Annotated in this window: 13 protein-coding genes; 9 read left to right on the top strand and 4 right to left on the bottom strand. The window is 58.4% G+C overall.

What is annotated here, in order from left to right; all coding sequences use genetic code 11:
- Window positions 1-39: 39 nt before the first annotated feature.
- The 4 genes from ACP86_RS05090 to ACP86_RS05075 form a co-directional block, all read right to left on the bottom strand.
- Entirely contained in the window at window positions 40-1,653 is a 1,614-nt protein-coding gene (locus ACP86_RS05090) for a diguanylate cyclase (protein WP_053112956.1), read from the bottom strand.
- 214 nt (window positions 1,654-1,867) lie between these two features.
- Window positions 1,868-2,359: a ubiquinone anaerobic biosynthesis accessory factor UbiT gene (ubiT, locus tag ACP86_RS05085; RefSeq protein ID WP_227507822.1), complete on the bottom strand. Its 492-nt coding sequence runs from the start codon at window positions 2,357-2,359 to the stop codon at window positions 1,868-1,870.
- Window positions 2,360-2,427: 68 nt separating this feature from the next.
- The gene (narL, locus tag ACP86_RS05080) at window positions 2,428-3,087 is read right to left on the bottom strand and encodes a two-component system response regulator NarL (protein ID WP_053112955.1); all 660 of its coding nucleotides are present in this window, start codon (window positions 3,085-3,087) and stop codon (window positions 2,428-2,430) included.
- 17 nt (window positions 3,088-3,104) lie between these two features.
- Window positions 3,105-4,964: a HAMP domain-containing protein gene (locus tag ACP86_RS05075; protein ID WP_053112954.1), complete on the bottom strand. Its 1,860-nt coding sequence runs from the start codon at window positions 4,962-4,964 to the stop codon at window positions 3,105-3,107.
- Window positions 4,965-5,145: 181 nt separating this feature from the next.
- Between ACP86_RS05075 and ACP86_RS05070 the strand changes: the two genes are divergently transcribed.
- From ACP86_RS05070 to ACP86_RS05030, 9 genes are all read left to right on the top strand, one after another.
- Window positions 5,146-6,414: an MFS transporter gene (locus ACP86_RS05070; RefSeq protein WP_053112953.1), complete on the top strand. Its 1,269-nt coding sequence runs from the start codon at window positions 5,146-5,148 to the stop codon at window positions 6,412-6,414.
- Between the two features lie 130 nt (window positions 6,415-6,544).
- Window positions 6,545-10,288: a nitrate reductase subunit alpha gene (locus ACP86_RS05065; protein ID WP_053115461.1), complete on the top strand. Its 3,744-nt coding sequence runs from the start codon at window positions 6,545-6,547 to the stop codon at window positions 10,286-10,288.
- Window positions 10,285-11,859 carry a nitrate reductase subunit beta gene (gene narH, locus ACP86_RS05060; RefSeq protein WP_008175403.1) on the top strand — a complete coding sequence of 525 codons (1,575 nt, stop codon included), beginning with the start codon at window positions 10,285-10,287 and terminating at the stop codon, window positions 11,857-11,859. The genes ACP86_RS05065 and narH overlap by 4 nt, the downstream gene beginning before the upstream one ends.
- A 10-nt stretch (window positions 11,860-11,869) precedes the next feature.
- Window positions 11,870-12,610 (top strand): nitrate reductase molybdenum cofactor assembly chaperone, encoded by a 741-nt coding sequence (narJ, locus tag ACP86_RS05055; RefSeq protein ID WP_008175401.1) that lies wholly within the window; start codon window positions 11,870-11,872, stop codon window positions 12,608-12,610.
- Window positions 12,611-12,633: 23 nt separating this feature from the next.
- On the top strand, window positions 12,634-13,311 hold the full coding sequence (narI, locus tag ACP86_RS05050) for a respiratory nitrate reductase subunit gamma (RefSeq protein WP_039882107.1): 678 nt from the start codon (window positions 12,634-12,636) through the stop codon (window positions 13,309-13,311).
- Between the two features lie 64 nt (window positions 13,312-13,375).
- Window positions 13,376-14,182, top strand: coding sequence for a peptidylprolyl isomerase (locus tag ACP86_RS05045; protein ID WP_053115460.1), 807 nt, complete (start codon window positions 13,376-13,378; stop codon window positions 14,180-14,182).
- Window positions 14,183-14,513: 331 nt separating this feature from the next.
- The gene (locus ACP86_RS05040; protein WP_008175395.1) at window positions 14,514-15,263 is read left to right on the top strand and encodes a Crp/Fnr family transcriptional regulator; all 750 of its coding nucleotides are present in this window, start codon (window positions 14,514-14,516) and stop codon (window positions 15,261-15,263) included.
- A 43-nt stretch (window positions 15,264-15,306) separates the two neighbouring features.
- The gene (locus ACP86_RS05035) at window positions 15,307-15,693 is read left to right on the top strand and encodes a putative zinc-binding protein (protein ID WP_053112952.1); all 387 of its coding nucleotides are present in this window, start codon (window positions 15,307-15,309) and stop codon (window positions 15,691-15,693) included.
- A 36-nt stretch (window positions 15,694-15,729) separates the two neighbouring features.
- Window positions 15,730-16,131, top strand: a complete 402-nt coding sequence (locus ACP86_RS05030; RefSeq protein ID WP_053112951.1) for a hypothetical protein — start codon at window positions 15,730-15,732, stop codon at window positions 16,129-16,131.
- Window positions 16,132-16,226: the final 95 nt, after the last annotated feature.

Raw genomic sequence — 16,226 nt, 5'->3', positions numbered from 1 at the left:
GGTTTAACTTGCGTGCGTTAGTGCTGTTAGAAGACAGGCTCAATCGGGGCGGGTTCTCTGAGTGGCCGATTCCGCTGCCTCAACCCGGTCTCGACCATTGGTCTTGGCTCTGAATAAAGCCTTGTCCGCCCGAATCAACGCGTGGTGGGGCAGTTCTTCTGGTGAAACTTCTGCAACGCCAAGGCTAATTGTCAGGTGGCCTACCAGAGGAAAGGATGCTTCCTTGACTCTCTCGCGAAGGGCATCGGCCAATAGCAGCGCCCCTTCCAATGAAGTTTGCGGAAGTAGCAGTACAAATTCTTCTCCGCCCCATCGTGCCAGCCGGTCTGCCTGCCTCAGGCGCTGCTGTAGCTCGTCGGTCAAGATCTGTAAGGTTACATCCCCTGCGTCATGGCCGAATTGATCGTTGACCCTCTTAAAGTGGTCAATGTCGACAAGCACAAGGGAGTAGGGCTGGCTGTACCGGATTGCTTCTTCGTGAGTTTCCAGCAGCGATTGTTCGAAACGTCGCCGGTTCCATAGTCCGGTCAGGGGGTCGTGGAAGGCCTCGTGCTCAAGCTTGGCCATGGTCTTTTTGTGGTCGGTTATGTCCCAGTACTGCCAGAGGTGGCCAACGTAAGTCTGCTCATTGAAGACGGGGATATAGGTACGCTCCAGGATCCGTCCATCGGACAGATGCAGCTCATCTGTTTTCGTTTGCCTGGCAAGTAATGCGGCTTCAATACCTGCGATAAAAGAGTCTGGGTCGCGGAAGAAAGTCTTGCTCTGCTCTGCGGCGGCCGCACAGTCCATTCCATGAAGTGATTCCGGTGGCACAGGAATGCTGAAAATGTCACAGAAGCTCTGGTTGGCAAGCAGCATTTTTCGGTTTTCATCTTCCACCACAATCCCTCCCCGAAGGCTCTGCAGCAGAGCAGCTAATCGTTCGCGGGCGTTGATCAGGGCCGTTTCGCTTTCCATTCGGGCGGTTATGTCTATCTCACTGGCTAGTATGACGCGCTCACCTGTCGCAGGGTCGAGAGTACGTCGAAAATCCACCCGGTGCCAACGTTCCCCGGCGCTTGTCTGAACTGGTGCTTCCAGCGAGTAGCTTTCTGCATCGCTTTCCGCCCAGAGGCGCACGTCTTTCTTGTCTGACTGACGAGCGAAGCTGCTGGTTAAATCTGCGTCAGCCGACAGAATGGTCATAGCCGACGGATTACGGGTGAGCAAGTTGCCCTGCATATCAAAGGCGGACATAAGCGTTGGGGTATGACGCAGAGCTTCCTGGGCGCGAAGGGCCTGAATGTCTGGCTCTGTAACAGGCTGCGCCTCTACCAGCATTCCCTGGCCATTCTGCAGGGGAAAGCTGGAGCAGACGCAACGCATGGGCACAGGCTCACCGTTGGGGTAGAGGGTCCAGGTCTCGAGCACCGTTTCGCCGGCCTTGAATCGGGCCAGATAGTCTAGGAGGCGGGCTCGGGCGGAAACCGAAATTTCAGTAGCGAAATCCCTCGAAAGCAGTTCTTCCAGATTTTTGGCGCCCCATATCCTTACGCCGGCAGCGTTGGCCCAGCACATACCGAGGTTTTCAATATCGAAAACCCAGACAGGGGTTTTTAGACGGTCAGCAACGGCAAACGGTTCTGCTGAAAAAGGTGGAGCGCTGTTCATGGGATCTGGCGAATTTGCGTTGGAAAAATCATCGTTTGATTTTCACCCATTGCTGCGGAAGGCGCCATACCCAGGAAAGGCCTACCCCATCGGGAGTAGTTGCAGATTGCACTTGGTGGTTATGCCATTATTTTTAACTGTTTACTGTTCACTTTGCGCTACTCTCTCATTTTCGCCCCGTCCCGATGGCAGAATAACCAATAAGTCTGAAACATCATCGCATCAGCAGATAACGAAGGTGGAAACGCCATTCGATACTGTCCAATAGATTCTTGAGCGACAACCCCAGTTCGGTGTCGCCTTCAATGACCAGCCGACGCTGGAAAAACAACTGATCGGGATCCTGCCTGCGTTCCGCGAGCGTTCTGAAAGCAGCCAGTGAGCCGCGGATGGTTGCCTCGCCAGGGCCGTCGACCACCCTGAGGCGCGCGGCCCAGAAGCCAATGGTGATACCGGGTTGTCCGCCATGCACCTCGAGGCGAATACGCCGCCCTTCGAAGTCATCAAATTCTCCGTCTTCGATTGCCCGGGCAAAAATGCGATTAAGCGGCGCTTCTACGGCCAGCTGCTTCAGGGGCACCGGGACTCGGCGATCAATGGCGCCCAGCATGGGCACGGGGGAGGGCAGGTATTCCCGAAAGACCGAAAACGTTTGCTCCACGAGGGGAGAGTCCAGGGAGGTGATGGAAGCTAGTGGAAAAGCCATGCTTTACTCCGGGCGGTCAGTAACCGGCCTAGAGTAAAGCAAAGTTCTCCGGAAGGATTTGATATAACTCAGCCCTTGTGAAGGCCTTCCTCTACCGCCCAGACGGCCACTTCCACCCGGGAGCGCAGGTTGAGTTTCTTCAGCAGGTGCTTCACGTGCACCTTGACCGTTCCGTCACTGATGTCGAGTTTGCGGCCAATCATCTTGTTGGATAGTCCCTCGGCGATCAGGCGCAGGATATCCTTTTCCCTTGGGGTCAGGCTGTCAAAATCCGGGCGTGATGCCTGCTGGGGCTTGTGGGAGCGCAGGGCTTCGGCCAGCAGCGTGGTGAGTCGGTCGCTGATGACCATTTTGCCGACCGCCGCCTGATGGAGCTGGGTGATCATGTCTTCCGGCTCCATGTCCTTCAGCAGGTAACCGTCAGCGCCGGCCCGGAGAGCCGCTACCACGTCGTCTTCCTGATCAGAGACTGTGAACATGACAATGCGGGAACTGATGTTTTGTTCCCGCAACTTCTTGAGGGCTTCAATGCCGTCCATCTCCGGCATGTTCAGGTCCATCAGGATCAGGTCTGGCTCCAGCTCGGTTGCCAGCCGGATGCCGTCGGCAGCGTTGCTGGCCTCGCCAGCCACGACCATATCGTCTTCCATGTCGATCAGCTGTTTGATGCCCTGGCGAAGAAGCGGGTGATCATCGATCAGCAGAACACTTGCGGGTGACTCAGACATCAGGTTCTCTCTTGTTGTCAGGCATTTGATGCTTCTGTAGGAATCAGATTACGGCTTTTGGGGACGTAGCCCAGGGTGACTTCCACACCCCCTTCCTCCCGGTTGCTTACTTCGACTTTGCCGCCCAGCGTTCGGGCACGATCCTGCATGATGATCAGGCCGTAGTGATTGACGGGCTGATCACTGCCGGGCAGCCCCTTGCCATTGTCCCGAATCCGAACCCGCACCTGCGGTGATTCGAACAGGACATCCACGGTTATGTCTGTGGCATCCGCATGTTTAACCGCGTTGGCCAGACCTTCCCTCACGATCTGAAGGGTATGGATCTCCTCGTTTGGGGACAAGGTTTGCGGTGGCAGATTGTAGTGCAGCTCAACCGGTTTACCCAACCGCTCCGAGAACTCTTCAATGGTCTTTTGGAGGGCAGTAAACAGGTCCGGCGTATCAAGCTTCAGGCGGAAGGTAGCCAGCAGCTCCCTGAGCTGCCGGTAAGCACTGTTCAGGCCGTTACTCAGTTCATCGAGAATGGCCTCGTGAATCTCTTGCTTCTCGCCCTCAATATTGAGGCGGCGCAATCGGGCCACCTGCATTTTCAGGTATGAGAGCGACTGGGCCAGAGAATCATGAAGCTCCCGCGCGATCACGGTGCGCTCCTCGGCGAGGGTCTGCTGCTGCTCCTCGGTGATCTGACGTTCCAGAAAAATGGCGGTGGCCAGCTGGTCGCTGAGGGTTTCCAGCAGGCGGCGGTTGGTTTTTGACAGGCCTTCCTTGGCCGGGTACCAGACTTCCAAAGTACCCAGTAATTGCCCTGGGGTGCGAATTGGAAGCAGGAGTCTGCGACCGTCGTTGGCTTCCACGGGAAGCTCGTCATACGCCTCTGGTGTCACCAGGCAGGCATTGCAATGATGATCGCGGCAGTAGAAAGGGCGTTCCCGGGTGGCTGTCGTGATGGCTTCCACCGGTTCCGAGGACTGCTTGTCATGGAGAAAGAGGCGGATCGGCCCGATGCCCAGAAGCTGCTCAAGTTCCTGAAGCATGGGGATCGCCCCGTGACACAGATCGTGCTTGGCGAACAGGTCGCGGCTTGCCGAGTGCAGCAGCTGGAGGGCCGTGTGGCTTTTTTCGAGCTCTTCCGTTTTCAGGCGCGCCCGTTCCTCCAGCTCGTGGTAAGTCAATGCCAGCTCGCTGGTCATCTGGTCGAAGGCCTGGCCCAGTTGCGCGAGCTCGTCAGAGCCGGCCAGGTCGGCTCGGCGGGAGAAATCCTGTTCGCCAACGGCGTTGGCAATGCTCACCAGCTTGCGCAATGGCCGCAGAATCCGGTTTTTCAGGTCAATGAACAGCGCGACGATGATCAGGATTGAAAAGGCCAGACTGATGATCTGGATCAGGTGCAGCAGGTCAATGCGCGCCTCGGTGCGTTGTTCCAGCATCTTGACCAGCTGGTCCACGCGATCAACGTATTGTTGCGTTGAGGCGAGCATATTCACGGTTATGGGCGTGCCCTGATCGTGATTCTGCATGGCCGGCCGGAGCATGGTTTGCCAGGATTCCAGAATCATCTGGTACTGAATGGCAAGCGGATGCTCCCGGCTCTCGGGGATCGCATGGGTAATGCTCGAATCGGCCAGCTTGGCCTCGTAACGGTCGAGCATCTGCACGATGGAGTCTAACCCCGATGCCGGCGCTTCCGGGCCGGCACTCCGGGCCAGTAACTGGAATGCCCCCATGCGCAAGGCACCTGCCAGATTGATGGCAGTGGCATTGCCTTCAATGCTTTTGGAAACCGCAAGCGTGGTCGCCATGCTGACAATGGCTGTCAGCACCACGGCGCCAACAACGATGGCGATTCGGGTTACAAGCGGGCTTCTGGGTGTCATTGACTCTTTTGCGCATCGGTGTATTTGGCGGGACGGACTGAATTATGCCCGGCCCGGACAGTCCCTGATACCTCCTTGAGGATAGTCAATTACCCCAATGGTTGGTAACCCATCATAATCTTTGACCCTTTTATGATCAAAAGATGAAACTGAAAAGCAGGTTTTTAGCAGAGCAAAAGCAATGAAGTCCGAAAGGGATGGTGCAGAGGACCGGCTGGCGTCACTGGCGGTGGTACTGCCGCTGGCGATGGCGGGCTTCGTTGTTGCTGCCGGATGCTGGACCCTGTTCGCGGTAGCCGGAGTCCACCTGCGCCTGGAACTGGATCTCAGCGACATCCAGTTTGGCTTCCTGCTGGCGATGCCGATGGCGGTTGGGGCAGCACTCGCCGTTCCGGCAGGGATTGCTGCACAGAAATTCGGTGCCCGTCGGATCATGCTGATCTGTCTGGCCGGACTTGCCGCCTGCATGCTGATACTTTTAATCACCGACACCTTTCCAGGCTACCTGATCGCCGCTGGCGGATTGGGGCTGGCGGGCGGATTCTACAGTGCCGGGTTACAGTTCGTGACGGGACACTGTGAATCTCCACGCCTGGGCCTTGTCCTGGGGGTATTCGGTGCCGGAGTCACCGGCGCCGGATTCAACTACTACCTCGTGCCTCTATTTCATGAAGCTTTTTCCTGGCACGGGGTGCCGCTGGCGTACCTCATCGTCCTGGTGCTGGTTCTTGCCTTGCTGGTCATGCTGACCGATCCGGAAGACGCGGCGGCGGACCCGAGCGCTGAAACGTCAGTCAGGATTTTGTTGCGCCAGATGCAGTCAAAGAGAGCCGGTCAGCTCTGCGGCTATTTTGGCATTGTTGCCGGTAGTTTCTTTGCCCTGGCGCTGTGGCTGCCGGATTATCTGTCGTCACAGTTCGAGCTGCCGGTGGATTCCGGTGCCCGGCTGGCGCAATGGTTTGTTATTCCGGGAGCCCTGGCCCAGATCGCTGGCGGAGGTTTTTCCGATCGGTTCGGCAGTGCAAGAGTTGTCAGCCGGGCTCTGGTTGTCTGCCTGATTGCGCTGTTTGTTCTGTCCTACCCACCCATGACGCTCTTCATCCAGGGCGTCGACGCCATGATCCGTGTTGAATTTGCCCTGCCCATGCAGGTCGAGAGCGTGTTTGTGGTGACTCTCGGGCTGGCCATGGGTTGCACCATGGGGAGTCTCCAGCGGCTGGTCATTATCGAAAATCGGCCTGTGGCGGCCTTTGTTGCCGGGCTGCTTCTGGTTAGCGCCTGTTCCGTGGCGTTTCTTCTACCAGTGATCTTCAGCAGTGTGAACCACTGGCTGGGCATCCGCAGTGCGGTCTTCATGATTCTCTTCCTCTTACTTGTGGGCTGCCTGTTCCTGTTTGCCCGGGAAAGTCGCCGGCACGAGCGCGAGCACCTTCTCCACCCGGGGATATAGGCCGCCTACCCCCTGGGTGGTAGAAGCGGGTTATGAGGTAGTAACCACGCAGATTTCGCGGTTTTTCTCACACACAATGGTCTCAAATCGGAGCAACGATCCAGCAGACGGGTTGATGGAGAAAGAGACCATGAGTCATTTGATCGATAAACTGAATTACTTCAGGAAGAAGCGCGAGCCGTTCGCCAACGGCCATGGCGAAACCCACGAAGTCAGTCGCGAGTGGGAAGACAGCTACCGCCAGCGCTGGCAGCACGACAAGATCGTGCGTTCCACCCACGGCGTCAACTGCACCGGTTCCTGCAGCTGGAAAATCTACGTCAAGAACGGCCTGGTGACCTGGGAAACCCAGCAGACCGATTACCCCCGTACCCGTCCGGATCTGCCCAACCATGAACCCCGCGGTTGCCCACGTGGTGCCAGCTACTCCTGGTACATGTACAGCGCCAACCGCCTGAAGTACCCGTTGATGCGCAAGCACCTGATGAAGCTCTGGCGCGCGGCGAAAGTTGAGCACAAGGATCCGGTGGATGCCTGGGCGTCCATTGTTGAAGATCCCAAGAAAACGGCGGAGTACAAGCCGCGCCGGGGTATGGGCGGCTTCGTGCGTTCCAGCTGGGACGAAGTCAACGAGCTGATTGGCGCCTCCAACGTCTACACCGCCAAGAAGTATGGCCCGGACCGCATCATCGGCTTCTCGCCCATTCCTGCCATGTCCATGGTCTCCTACGCGGCTGGTAGCCGCTACCTGTCGATGATTGGCGGCGTTTGCATGAGCTTCTACGACTGGTACTGCGATCTGCCGCCGGCCTCCCCGCAAACCTGGGGCGAGCAGACCGACGTGCCTGAATCCGCGGACTGGTACAACTCCGGCTACATCATTGCCTGGGGCTCCAACGTGCCCCAGACCCGTACCCCCGATGCTCACTTCTTCACCGAAGTGCGCTACAAAGGCACCAAGACCGTTGCCATCACGCCGGACTACGCCGAAGTTTCCAAGCTGTCCGACGAGTGGATGAATCCGAAGCAGGGCACAGACGCCGCCCTGGGCATGGCCATGGGCCACGTCATCCTGAAAGAGTTCCACGTCGACAAGCCCAGTGAGTACTTCACCGACTACGTGCGTCGCTACACCGACATGCCTTACCTGGTCATGCTGGAAGAAAAGGACGACGGCAGCTTCGTGCCGGGCCGGTTCCTGCGCGCCAGTGACCTGGTAGACGGTCTGGGTGAAGAGAACAACCCCGAGTGGAAAACCATCGCCATTGATGAAGCCTCCGGTGAGCTGACGGCTCCCAATGGTTCCATTGGCTACCGCTGGGGTGAAAAGGGCAAGTGGAACCTGAAGCAGACCGCCAAAGGCTCCGACGTCAACCTGCAGCTGTCCATGGTCGAGAAGCACGATGAAGTTGTGGACGTCGCCTTCCCGTACTTCGGTGGTATCGAGCATGATCACTTCAAACACGTGGAAATCAAGGACATCCTCAAGCACAAGCTGGGTACCCGCAAAGTGCAGCTTGCGGACGGCTCCGAAGGACGTGTGGTTACCGTCTATGACCTGATGGTCGCCAACTACGGCATTAGCCGTGGCCTGGGCGAGGATGACGGTGCCACTTCCTATGACGAAGTTAAGCCTTACACCCCGGCCTGGCAGGAAAAGATCACCGGCGTCCCCGCCGAGAAAGTGATCCGCATTGCCCGTGAGTTCGCCGATAACGCCGACAAGACCAAGGGCCGTTCCATGGTCATCGTCGGTGCCGGTATGAACCACTGGTACCACATGGACATGAACTACCGCGGCCTGATCAACATGCTGATCATGTGTGGCTGCATCGGCCAGAGCGGTGGCGGTTGGGCTCACTACGTAGGCCAGGAAAAACTGCGTCCGCAGACCGGCTGGCAGCCCCTGGCCTTTGGTCTGGACTGGCAGCGTCCGCCCCGGCATATGAACTCCACCTCCTTCTTCTACGCCCATTCTGGCCAGTGGCGTTACGAGAAGCTGGGTGTCGACGAGATCCTGTCGCCGCTGGCGGACAAGTCCAAATTCGGCGGTAGCCTGATTGACTACAACGTGCGCGCCGAGCGCATGGGCTGGCTGCCGTCTGCCCCACAGCTCAACCGCAACCCGTTGGGTATTGCTGCTGAGGCAGAAAAAGCCGGAATGGAAGTGTCGGACTATGTGGCGCAGTCCATGAAAGACGGCTCCCTGGCGTTTGCCAGTGAGGATCCGGAAGCGCCCCAGAACCATCCGCGCAATATGTTTATCTGGCGATCCAACCTGCTGGGGTCCTCCGGTAAGGGCCACGAGTACATGCTCAAGTACCTGCTGGGTACCAAGAGCGGCCTGCAGGGCAAGGATCTGGGCCACGAAGGTGGCGCCAAGCCGAAAGAGGTCAAATGGCATGACGAAGCGCCGGAAGGCAAACTCGACCTGCTGGTGACCCTTGACTTCCGCATGTCCACCACCTGTCTGTATTCCGACATCGTTCTGCCGACGGCCACCTGGTACGAGAAGAACGATCTGAATACCTCCGACATGCACCCGTTCATCCACCCGCTGACCGCCGCTACCGATCCGGCCTGGGAAGCGCGCAGTGACTGGGAGATCTACAAGGGCATCGCCAAGGCGTTCTCCAAAGCCACCGAAGGCCACCTGGGTGTCGAGAAAGACGTGGTTACCCTGCCGCTGCTGCACGACGCTCCGGCCGAGCTGGGCCAGCCGTTCGATGTGAAGGATTGGAAGCGGGGCGAGTGCGACCTGATCCCGGGCAAGACCGCGCCCAACTTCATCACCGTTGAGCGGGACTACCCGAACACCTACGCGCGCTTCACTTCGCTTGGTCCTTTGATGGACAAGCTGGGTAACGGTGGCAAGGGCATCAACTGGAACACCGAGAAAGAAGTGACGTTCCTGGGTGACCTGAACTACAAGCACATCGACGGAGCCAACGCCGGCCGTCCGAAGATTGAAAGCGCCATTGATGCCGCGGAAGTGATCCTGACCCTGGCCCCGGAAACCAACGGCCAGGTTGCGGTGAAAGCCTGGGCTGCGTTGTCAGAAATGACCGGTCTGGACCACACCCATCTGGCGAAGAACAAGGAAGAGGAGAAGATCCGCTTCCGGGACATCGTGGCGCAGCCGCGCAAGATCATCTCCAGCCCAACCTGGTCTGGTCTTGAAGACGAGCATGTCTCCTACAACGCGGGTTACACCAACGTCCATGAGCTGATCCCCTGGCGCACCCTGACTGGTCGTCAGCAGTTCTACCAGGACCACGAGTGGATGCGCGCCTTCGGCGAGAGCCTGCTTGTGTATCGCCCGCCGATCAACACCAAGACGGTCAGCAGCATGATCAACCAGCGCAGCAACGGCAACGCCGAGAAAGCGCTGAACTGGATCACGCCGCACCAGAAGTGGGGTATCCACAGCACCTACAGCGACAACCTGTTGATGCTCACCCTGTCCCGCGGTGGCCCGATTGTGTGGCTGAGTGAGGACGACGCCAAAGAACTGGCCATTGAGGACAACGACTGGATCGAGCTGTTCAACGCCAATGGCGCCATTGCAGCCCGGGCGGTTGTGAGTCAGCGGGTGATGCCCGGCATGGTGATGATGTACCACGCCCAGGAGCGGATCGTGAACATTCCGGGCTCGGAAATCACCGGTACCCGTGGCGGTATCCACAACTCGGTCACCCGGGTGTGCCCGAAGCCGACCCACATGATCGGCGGCTACGCCCAGTATTCCTACGGCTTCAACTACTACGGAACCGTAGGTTCCAACCGCGACGAATTCGTGGTGGTTCGCAAGATGCACAACGTCGACTGGCTCGACGGTGAAGGCAATGACACTGTTCAGGAGGCTGTAAAATGAAGATCCGTTCCCAAGTCGGCATGGTGCTGAACCTGGACAAGTGCATCGGTTGCCACACCTGTTCAGTCACCTGCAAAAACGTATGGACCAGCCGTGAAGGCATGGAATACGCCTGGTTCAACAACGTCGAGACCAAGCCCGGTATCGGCTACCCGAAAGAGTGGGAGAACCAGGACAAGTGGAAGGGCGGCTGGATGCGTGACAGCTCCGGCAAGATCCGCCCGAAGATCGGTGGCCGTTTCCGGGTACTGGCGAACATCTTCGCCAACCCGGACCTGCCCCAGATTGACGACTACTACGAGCCGTTCGATTTCGACTACCAGCACCTGCACACCGCTGGCGACAGCAAGCACCAGCCGGTTGCCCGGCCGCGCTCGCTGATCTCCGGCCAGCGCATGCAGAAAATCGAATGGGGTCCGAACTGGGAGGAAATCCTCGGTACCGAATTCGCCAAGCGCCGCAAGGACAAGAACTTTGACCAGGTGCAGGCGGACATCTACGGCCAGTTCGAAAACACCTTCATGATGTACCTGCCGCGCCTGTGCGAGCACTGCCTGAACCCGGCGTGTGTTGCCAGCTGCCCGAGTGGTGCCATTTACAAGCGTGAGGAAGACGGCATCGTCTTGATCGACCAGGACAAGTGCCGTGGCTGGCGGATGTGTGTCTCCGGCTGCCCGTACAAGAAGATCTACTTCAACTGGAAAACCGGCAAGTCCGAGAAGTGCATTTTCTGCTACCCGCGGATCGAAGCCGGCATGCCCACCGTGTGCTCCGAGACCTGTGTTGGCCGGATTCGCTACCTCGGTGTGCTGCTGTACGACGCAGACCGCATCGAGGAAGTGGCCAGCGCCCCGGGCGAGCATGAACTCTATGAAAAGCAGCTGGAAATCTTCCTGGACCCGTTCGACCCGAAAGTGATCGAGCAGGCGAAGAAAGATGGCATCCCGATGAACGTGATCGAAGCCGCCCAGCAGAGCCCGGTGTACAAGATGGCGGTGGACTGGAAACTGGCCCTGCCGCTGCACCCGGAATACCGCACCCTGCCCATGGTCTGGTACGTGCCGCCCCTGAGCCCGATCCAGTCCGCGGCGGAAGCCGGCAAGGTCGAATTCGACGGCATACTGCCGAAGATCGAAAGCTTGCGGATCCCGGTGAAGTATCTGGCCAACCTGCTTACAGCTGGTGACGAGAAGCCGATTGTCCGGGCTCTCAAGCGGATCATGGCCATGCGTCTGTACAAGCGTGCCGAGACCGTTGAAGGCAAGGAAGACCTGCGCGCCCTTGAAGAAGCCGGTCTGACCAAGGCCCAGGCGGACGAGATGTACCGCTACCTGGCCATCGCCAACTACGAGGACCGCTTCGTGATTCCCACCAGCCACCGCGAGCTGGCGAAAGAAGCCTTCCCCGATGCCACCGCCCATGGCGAGCGCAACGGTTGCGGCTTCAGCTTCGGTGAAGGCTGCAACGGCGACAGCAAGTTCAACATGTTCGGTGGCCGCAAACAGACCACCAGCATGGTCCAGAAGCTGTCGACCGTGAAGCAGGTTGACCCGAAACAGCTGCAGGAATAAGGAGGCCAAGATGCAACTCTTAAAAGTACTGGCCCGGGTGCTCGAGTACCCGACCGAAGAACTCCAGGCCTCCAAAGATGCCCTGATTGCCGCTGTCCTTGAGGACAGCCGGCTGCCGAGGCAGAACAAGGAGCAACTGCTGCGCTGCGTGGAAATGGTCTGCGATGGCGACCTTCTGGACATGCAGGAGAACTACGTGGGTATGTTCGACAAGGGCCGGGCCACGTCCCTGCTGCTGTTCGAGCACGTGCACGGGGAATCCCGCGACCGTGGCCAGGCCATGGTGGACCTGATGGAAGAATATCGCAGCAACGGTCTGGAAATCGACGCCAGGGAACTGCCGGACTACCTGCCACTGTTCCTGGAATACCTCTCAACCCGACCCTGGGACGAGATCCGGAACTGGTTGGAGGACATCCACCACATCCTGGGCTTGCTGGGTGAGCGTCTGTACCAGCGGGAAAGCTTCTATCACGTGGTGATGGACTCGCTGCTGACCCTCTCCGGGCGTGCGGCAAACCGCCAGGAGCTGGCCCGGATCGTCGCCTCGGAAGAGCGCGACGACACCCCGGAGGCTCTGGACAAGGTCTGGGAAGAGGAAATGGTGAAGTTTGTTGATGATCAGGGCAGCTCCTGCAGTACCGGCAGTGTTGTAGGCCAACGCCGCCGGGAACTGGAACAGACCCAGACCATTCACCTGAGTGATCAGCTGATGACGGACGCAACACCCCGTCAGGCAGGGCGCGCCTGAGGGCGCAGGAGGAAACGGAAATGATGTCCTATCTCAATACACTACTGTTCGGGGTTTATCCCTACATTGCTATCGCGATCCTCGTGATCGGCACCTGGGCCCGTTACGACCAGGGCCAGTTCACCTGGAAAGCCCATTCCAGCCAGATGTTGCGCAAGAAAAACATGGTGATGGCCAGCGTGCTGTTCCACGTCGGCGTACTGGTGATCTTCTTCGGCCATCTGGTGGGCCTGCTGACACCGCACGCGTTCTACGAGCCGTTCATGACACCCGGCACCAAGCAGATCATGGCGATCGTGGTGGGTGGTATTGCCGGCATCATGGCTATCATTGGCGGCGGCATGCTCGCCTGGCGTCGTCTGACTGATCCACGTATCAAGGCCAGCAGCACCTTTGCGGACAACATGATCATCGTCATCCTTGTCATTCAGCTGGCACTCGGCCTGCTGACCATTCTGCCCACCATGGGTCACCTGGATGGCAGCACCATGCTCAAGTTCTCTGCCTGGGCCCAGGGCATTGTCACCCTCCAGGGCGGCGTGGCCGGCTACATTGCCGACGTGCACTGGATCTACAAGACCCACATCTTCCTGGGCCTGACCATCTTCGTACTCTTCCCGTTTACCCGACTGGTGCACATGCTCAGTGTGCCGGTGGAGTATTTCGGACGGAAGTACCAGGTGGTTCGCAAGCGCGCTTGATGCAAATGAAAACGGGGTCAGATGAAAGCGTTCGTCTGACCCCATGTTTACCGAGGTTATTGCTATGCAACTCATCCCCGTCGGCGACGCCGAAAAGCCCAGAAACCAGTTCCCGCCGGTCACCGTGGGTGAAACCCTCATCGGCGAAGACGACATCGCCCGGGAAATGCAGCACCACCCGGCCGAAGAAGTGGCCGAAGCCTGGCACGACGCTGCCAGAAGCCTCGTCATCCGCGAGCTCCTCCTGCAACAGGCCAGCCGCCTCAAGCTCGACGACATTGCCGACGAAGAAGACCGCATTGTCCGTGTCCTGGAACTCGAACTCAACGTACCGGACCCAACCGAAGAGGACTGCGAACGCTTCTACAAGGCCAATCCGGCCCGCTTCCGCAGCCCCACACTGATGGCCGTCAGCCACATCCTTCTTGCCGCCGCCCCGGACGACGTCCAGGAACGCATCCGCCAGGAAGAAGCCGGCCAACAGTTGCTGTCGTCCCTCATCAACGGCCGCTCCCAGTTCGCCGAACTGGCCAAACAATACTCCGCCTGCGAGTCCCGCCATCAGGGCGGCAGCCTCGGCCAGATCAGCAAGGGCCAGACAGTGGAAGAATTCGAGCGCCCCGTCCTGTCCCTGGAAGAAGGCCTCAACCCGGAACTGATCGAAACCCGCTACGGCTGGCACATCGTCCGCGTCGACCAGCGAATCGACGGCCAGCAGCTCCCGTATGAGCACGTCAAACCCCAGATCCGACAGTATCTGAGCGAGAGTGTAACCAGACGGGCATTCCGTCAGTACCTGCAGGTTCTGGCAGCGGAAACCGGGGTAGAAGGAGTAGATCTCGAGCTGCCCGACTCGCCACTAATGCAGTAAGCAGGATGATCTGAAGGTTAACTCTTCGGTTTGGAGGATGGTGGGCCGATTAGCTTTCCAAAACTGTGCGGAGCCATGGATGGCGGAGCCCAAGCGTCACAGGGATGTGCCGCAAGGAGCGTGTTTTGGAAAGCTAATCGGCCCACCATCCTGTGCTCCCAAGTCTAAGTTTTAGCCTCCGAATAGATAGCAACAAAACACATTGAGTTAGATCAATTACTCCCGAATAACCCCCCCAACTACCCCCATGGGGGGAGCGATTTTCACCGAGTATCCTTCTACTATTTAAAACATGATTTAGCATGCATGAATATGCAGAGAGGATACACCAATGGCACTGACCCAAACGGCCGAAACCCGCTACACCAAACCCGTGCTCGTCGCCGTCAACAAACCCTTTGACGACGAAGACGGCCTCCAGGCCCTGCGCAGCCATCCACTGTTCTCGGAACTCAATGGCAAAGACCTGCAGCACCTGATCCAGCAATCTCGAAGAATCCGCCTTGGCCATCACCAGCTGCTCTATCGCCAGGACATGCCGGCGCACCATTTCTTCTTCGTGATCTCCGGCCGCTTGCGTCTTTACCGCCTGGACTCCTCCGGCATCGACCGAACCCTCGACAGCATCGCCCCTGGCGACTGCTTCGCCGAAGTCATGATCTATGCCGATCCGCCCCGGTATGCCTGCTACGCCGAGGCCCTGAAATCCAGCGAGGTTCTGATGATCCCCGTGAAAGCCTACCAGGACATGCTGGAAAGCAACCCGAAATACGCCCAGGCAGCCCTGCGGCATTACGCCAAACGCGCGGTTTCCCGGTTCCACGACCTGGAAATCATGACCGTACAGAACGCCCGTGACCGCCTGATCCGCTACCTGATCGACCTGCTGCCCAATGGCGCAGATGAGGGTGGAGAAGTCGAGTTGCCGCTACCCAAGTGCCTGGTGGCCTCCAGGCTGGCCATGCAGCCGGAGACTTTCTCCCGGATTCTGGCGGACCTGAAAGCCAACGGCCTGGTGCGGGTCAACCGCAGCCGACTGTTCATCTCGGATCCGCAGCGTCTGATTGAGATCAGCCAGTAACGGATCACATTCAAACCTCCAGGCTTTTTGGAAAGGGGGACAAGTGACATCGAGAAAGCAACGTCCACTGATTTACTCATGTTCCGGCTGCTCTGATGTGGCGCAGCTGGCCAACAATGTGGCGGTAAGGCTCGATCATGCCGGTGAGTTCGAAATGTCCTGCATCTCCGGCGTCGGCGGCAAGGTGCCGTCCCTGGTGAAAACAGCCAGGTCCGGTCGCCCGATCACCGTTATTGATGGCTGCCCATTGCACTGTGCCCGGGCCTGCCTCGAGAACATCGGTGTTGAGCCCGATGAGCATGTCCGGCTCTACGAATTCGGCTTCAAGAAACATTATGGACAGAGCTACGGCGAAGATGCCGTGGAAGAAGTGTGCGACGAAGTCCGCAGGCTAACCTCGTCCGACCAGCTCATTGCCCGCCAGGCGTAAATCGCAGCGGCCCGGTACCAGTAAGGATTCACCAAAATGATCAGCAGTTACAGTGACCTGATTCAGGCCTCCTATAGCCAGCAGGAACCCCAGCGTCTGCTATTCGTGTTCTGTCGGGCGGAGTTGCCGGATGAGGCCTCCCCGGAGGAAAAAGCCGCTTTTGAACGCGGCGAAGGCGGCGCCCTGACGCCGGTGGTCTGCGTCGATAAAACCCCTGATGAAGCACCGGATTTCGATGTCCTGCATGAAGAATCCCGTGCCACCGGCCAAGCCTGGGATGTGGTGTTCGTTGCCGCCATGTCCGGCCGGGGAGGCACGCCTCCATCCAGTGATGAAGCGCAGCAGCCACTGACCATGATGGTGGAGTCTATCCGCCTCGGCCATATCAGTAATTACCTCCCGCTCGATTCAAACGGAAACGCTGTCAGCCTGGGCTGACAGCGGGTATCTGATCGATTCGTCAGCCAGGTGTATTCAATAAGAGGTATTTGATTTTCCTCTAATTTGCCTAGGCTTAAGCAATAAGGCGCTTT

It is taken from the genome of Marinobacter sp. CP1, from assembly GCF_001266795.1.
In the GTDB taxonomy this organism is placed as follows: domain Bacteria; phylum Pseudomonadota; class Gammaproteobacteria; order Pseudomonadales; family Oleiphilaceae; genus Marinobacter; species Marinobacter flavimaris.
The sequence above is the reverse complement of the archived record's forward strand: the minus strand, read 5'-3'. Positions and strand labels throughout refer to the sequence as shown.

Coding starts and splice junctions, on each gene's coding strand:
- ACP86_RS05090 (WP_053112956.1), bottom strand. CDS start 1,653: ATGAACAGCGCTCCACCTTTTTCAGCAGAACCGTTTGCCGTTGCTGAC.
- ubiT (WP_227507822.1), bottom strand. CDS start 2,359: ATGGCTTTTCCACTAGCTTCCATCACCTCCCTGGACTCTCCCCTCGTG.
- narL (WP_053112955.1), bottom strand. CDS start 3,087: ATGTCTGAGTCACCCGCAAGTGTTCTGCTGATCGATGATCACCCGCTT.
- ACP86_RS05075 (WP_053112954.1), bottom strand. CDS start 4,964: ATGACACCCAGAAGCCCGCTTGTAACCCGAATCGCCATCGTTGTTGGC.
- ACP86_RS05070 (WP_053112953.1), top strand. CDS start 5,146: ATGAAGTCCGAAAGGGATGGTGCAGAGGACCGGCTGGCGTCACTGGCG.
- ACP86_RS05065 (WP_053115461.1), top strand. CDS start 6,545: ATGAGTCATTTGATCGATAAACTGAATTACTTCAGGAAGAAGCGCGAG.
- narH (WP_008175403.1), top strand. CDS start 10,285: ATGAAGATCCGTTCCCAAGTCGGCATGGTGCTGAACCTGGACAAGTGC.
- narJ (WP_008175401.1), top strand. CDS start 11,870: ATGCAACTCTTAAAAGTACTGGCCCGGGTGCTCGAGTACCCGACCGAA.
- narI (WP_039882107.1), top strand. CDS start 12,634: ATGTCCTATCTCAATACACTACTGTTCGGGGTTTATCCCTACATTGCT.
- ACP86_RS05045 (WP_053115460.1), top strand. CDS start 13,376: ATGCAACTCATCCCCGTCGGCGACGCCGAAAAGCCCAGAAACCAGTTC.
- ACP86_RS05040 (WP_008175395.1), top strand. CDS start 14,514: ATGGCACTGACCCAAACGGCCGAAACCCGCTACACCAAACCCGTGCTC.
- ACP86_RS05030 (WP_053112951.1), top strand. CDS start 15,730: ATGATCAGCAGTTACAGTGACCTGATTCAGGCCTCCTATAGCCAGCAG.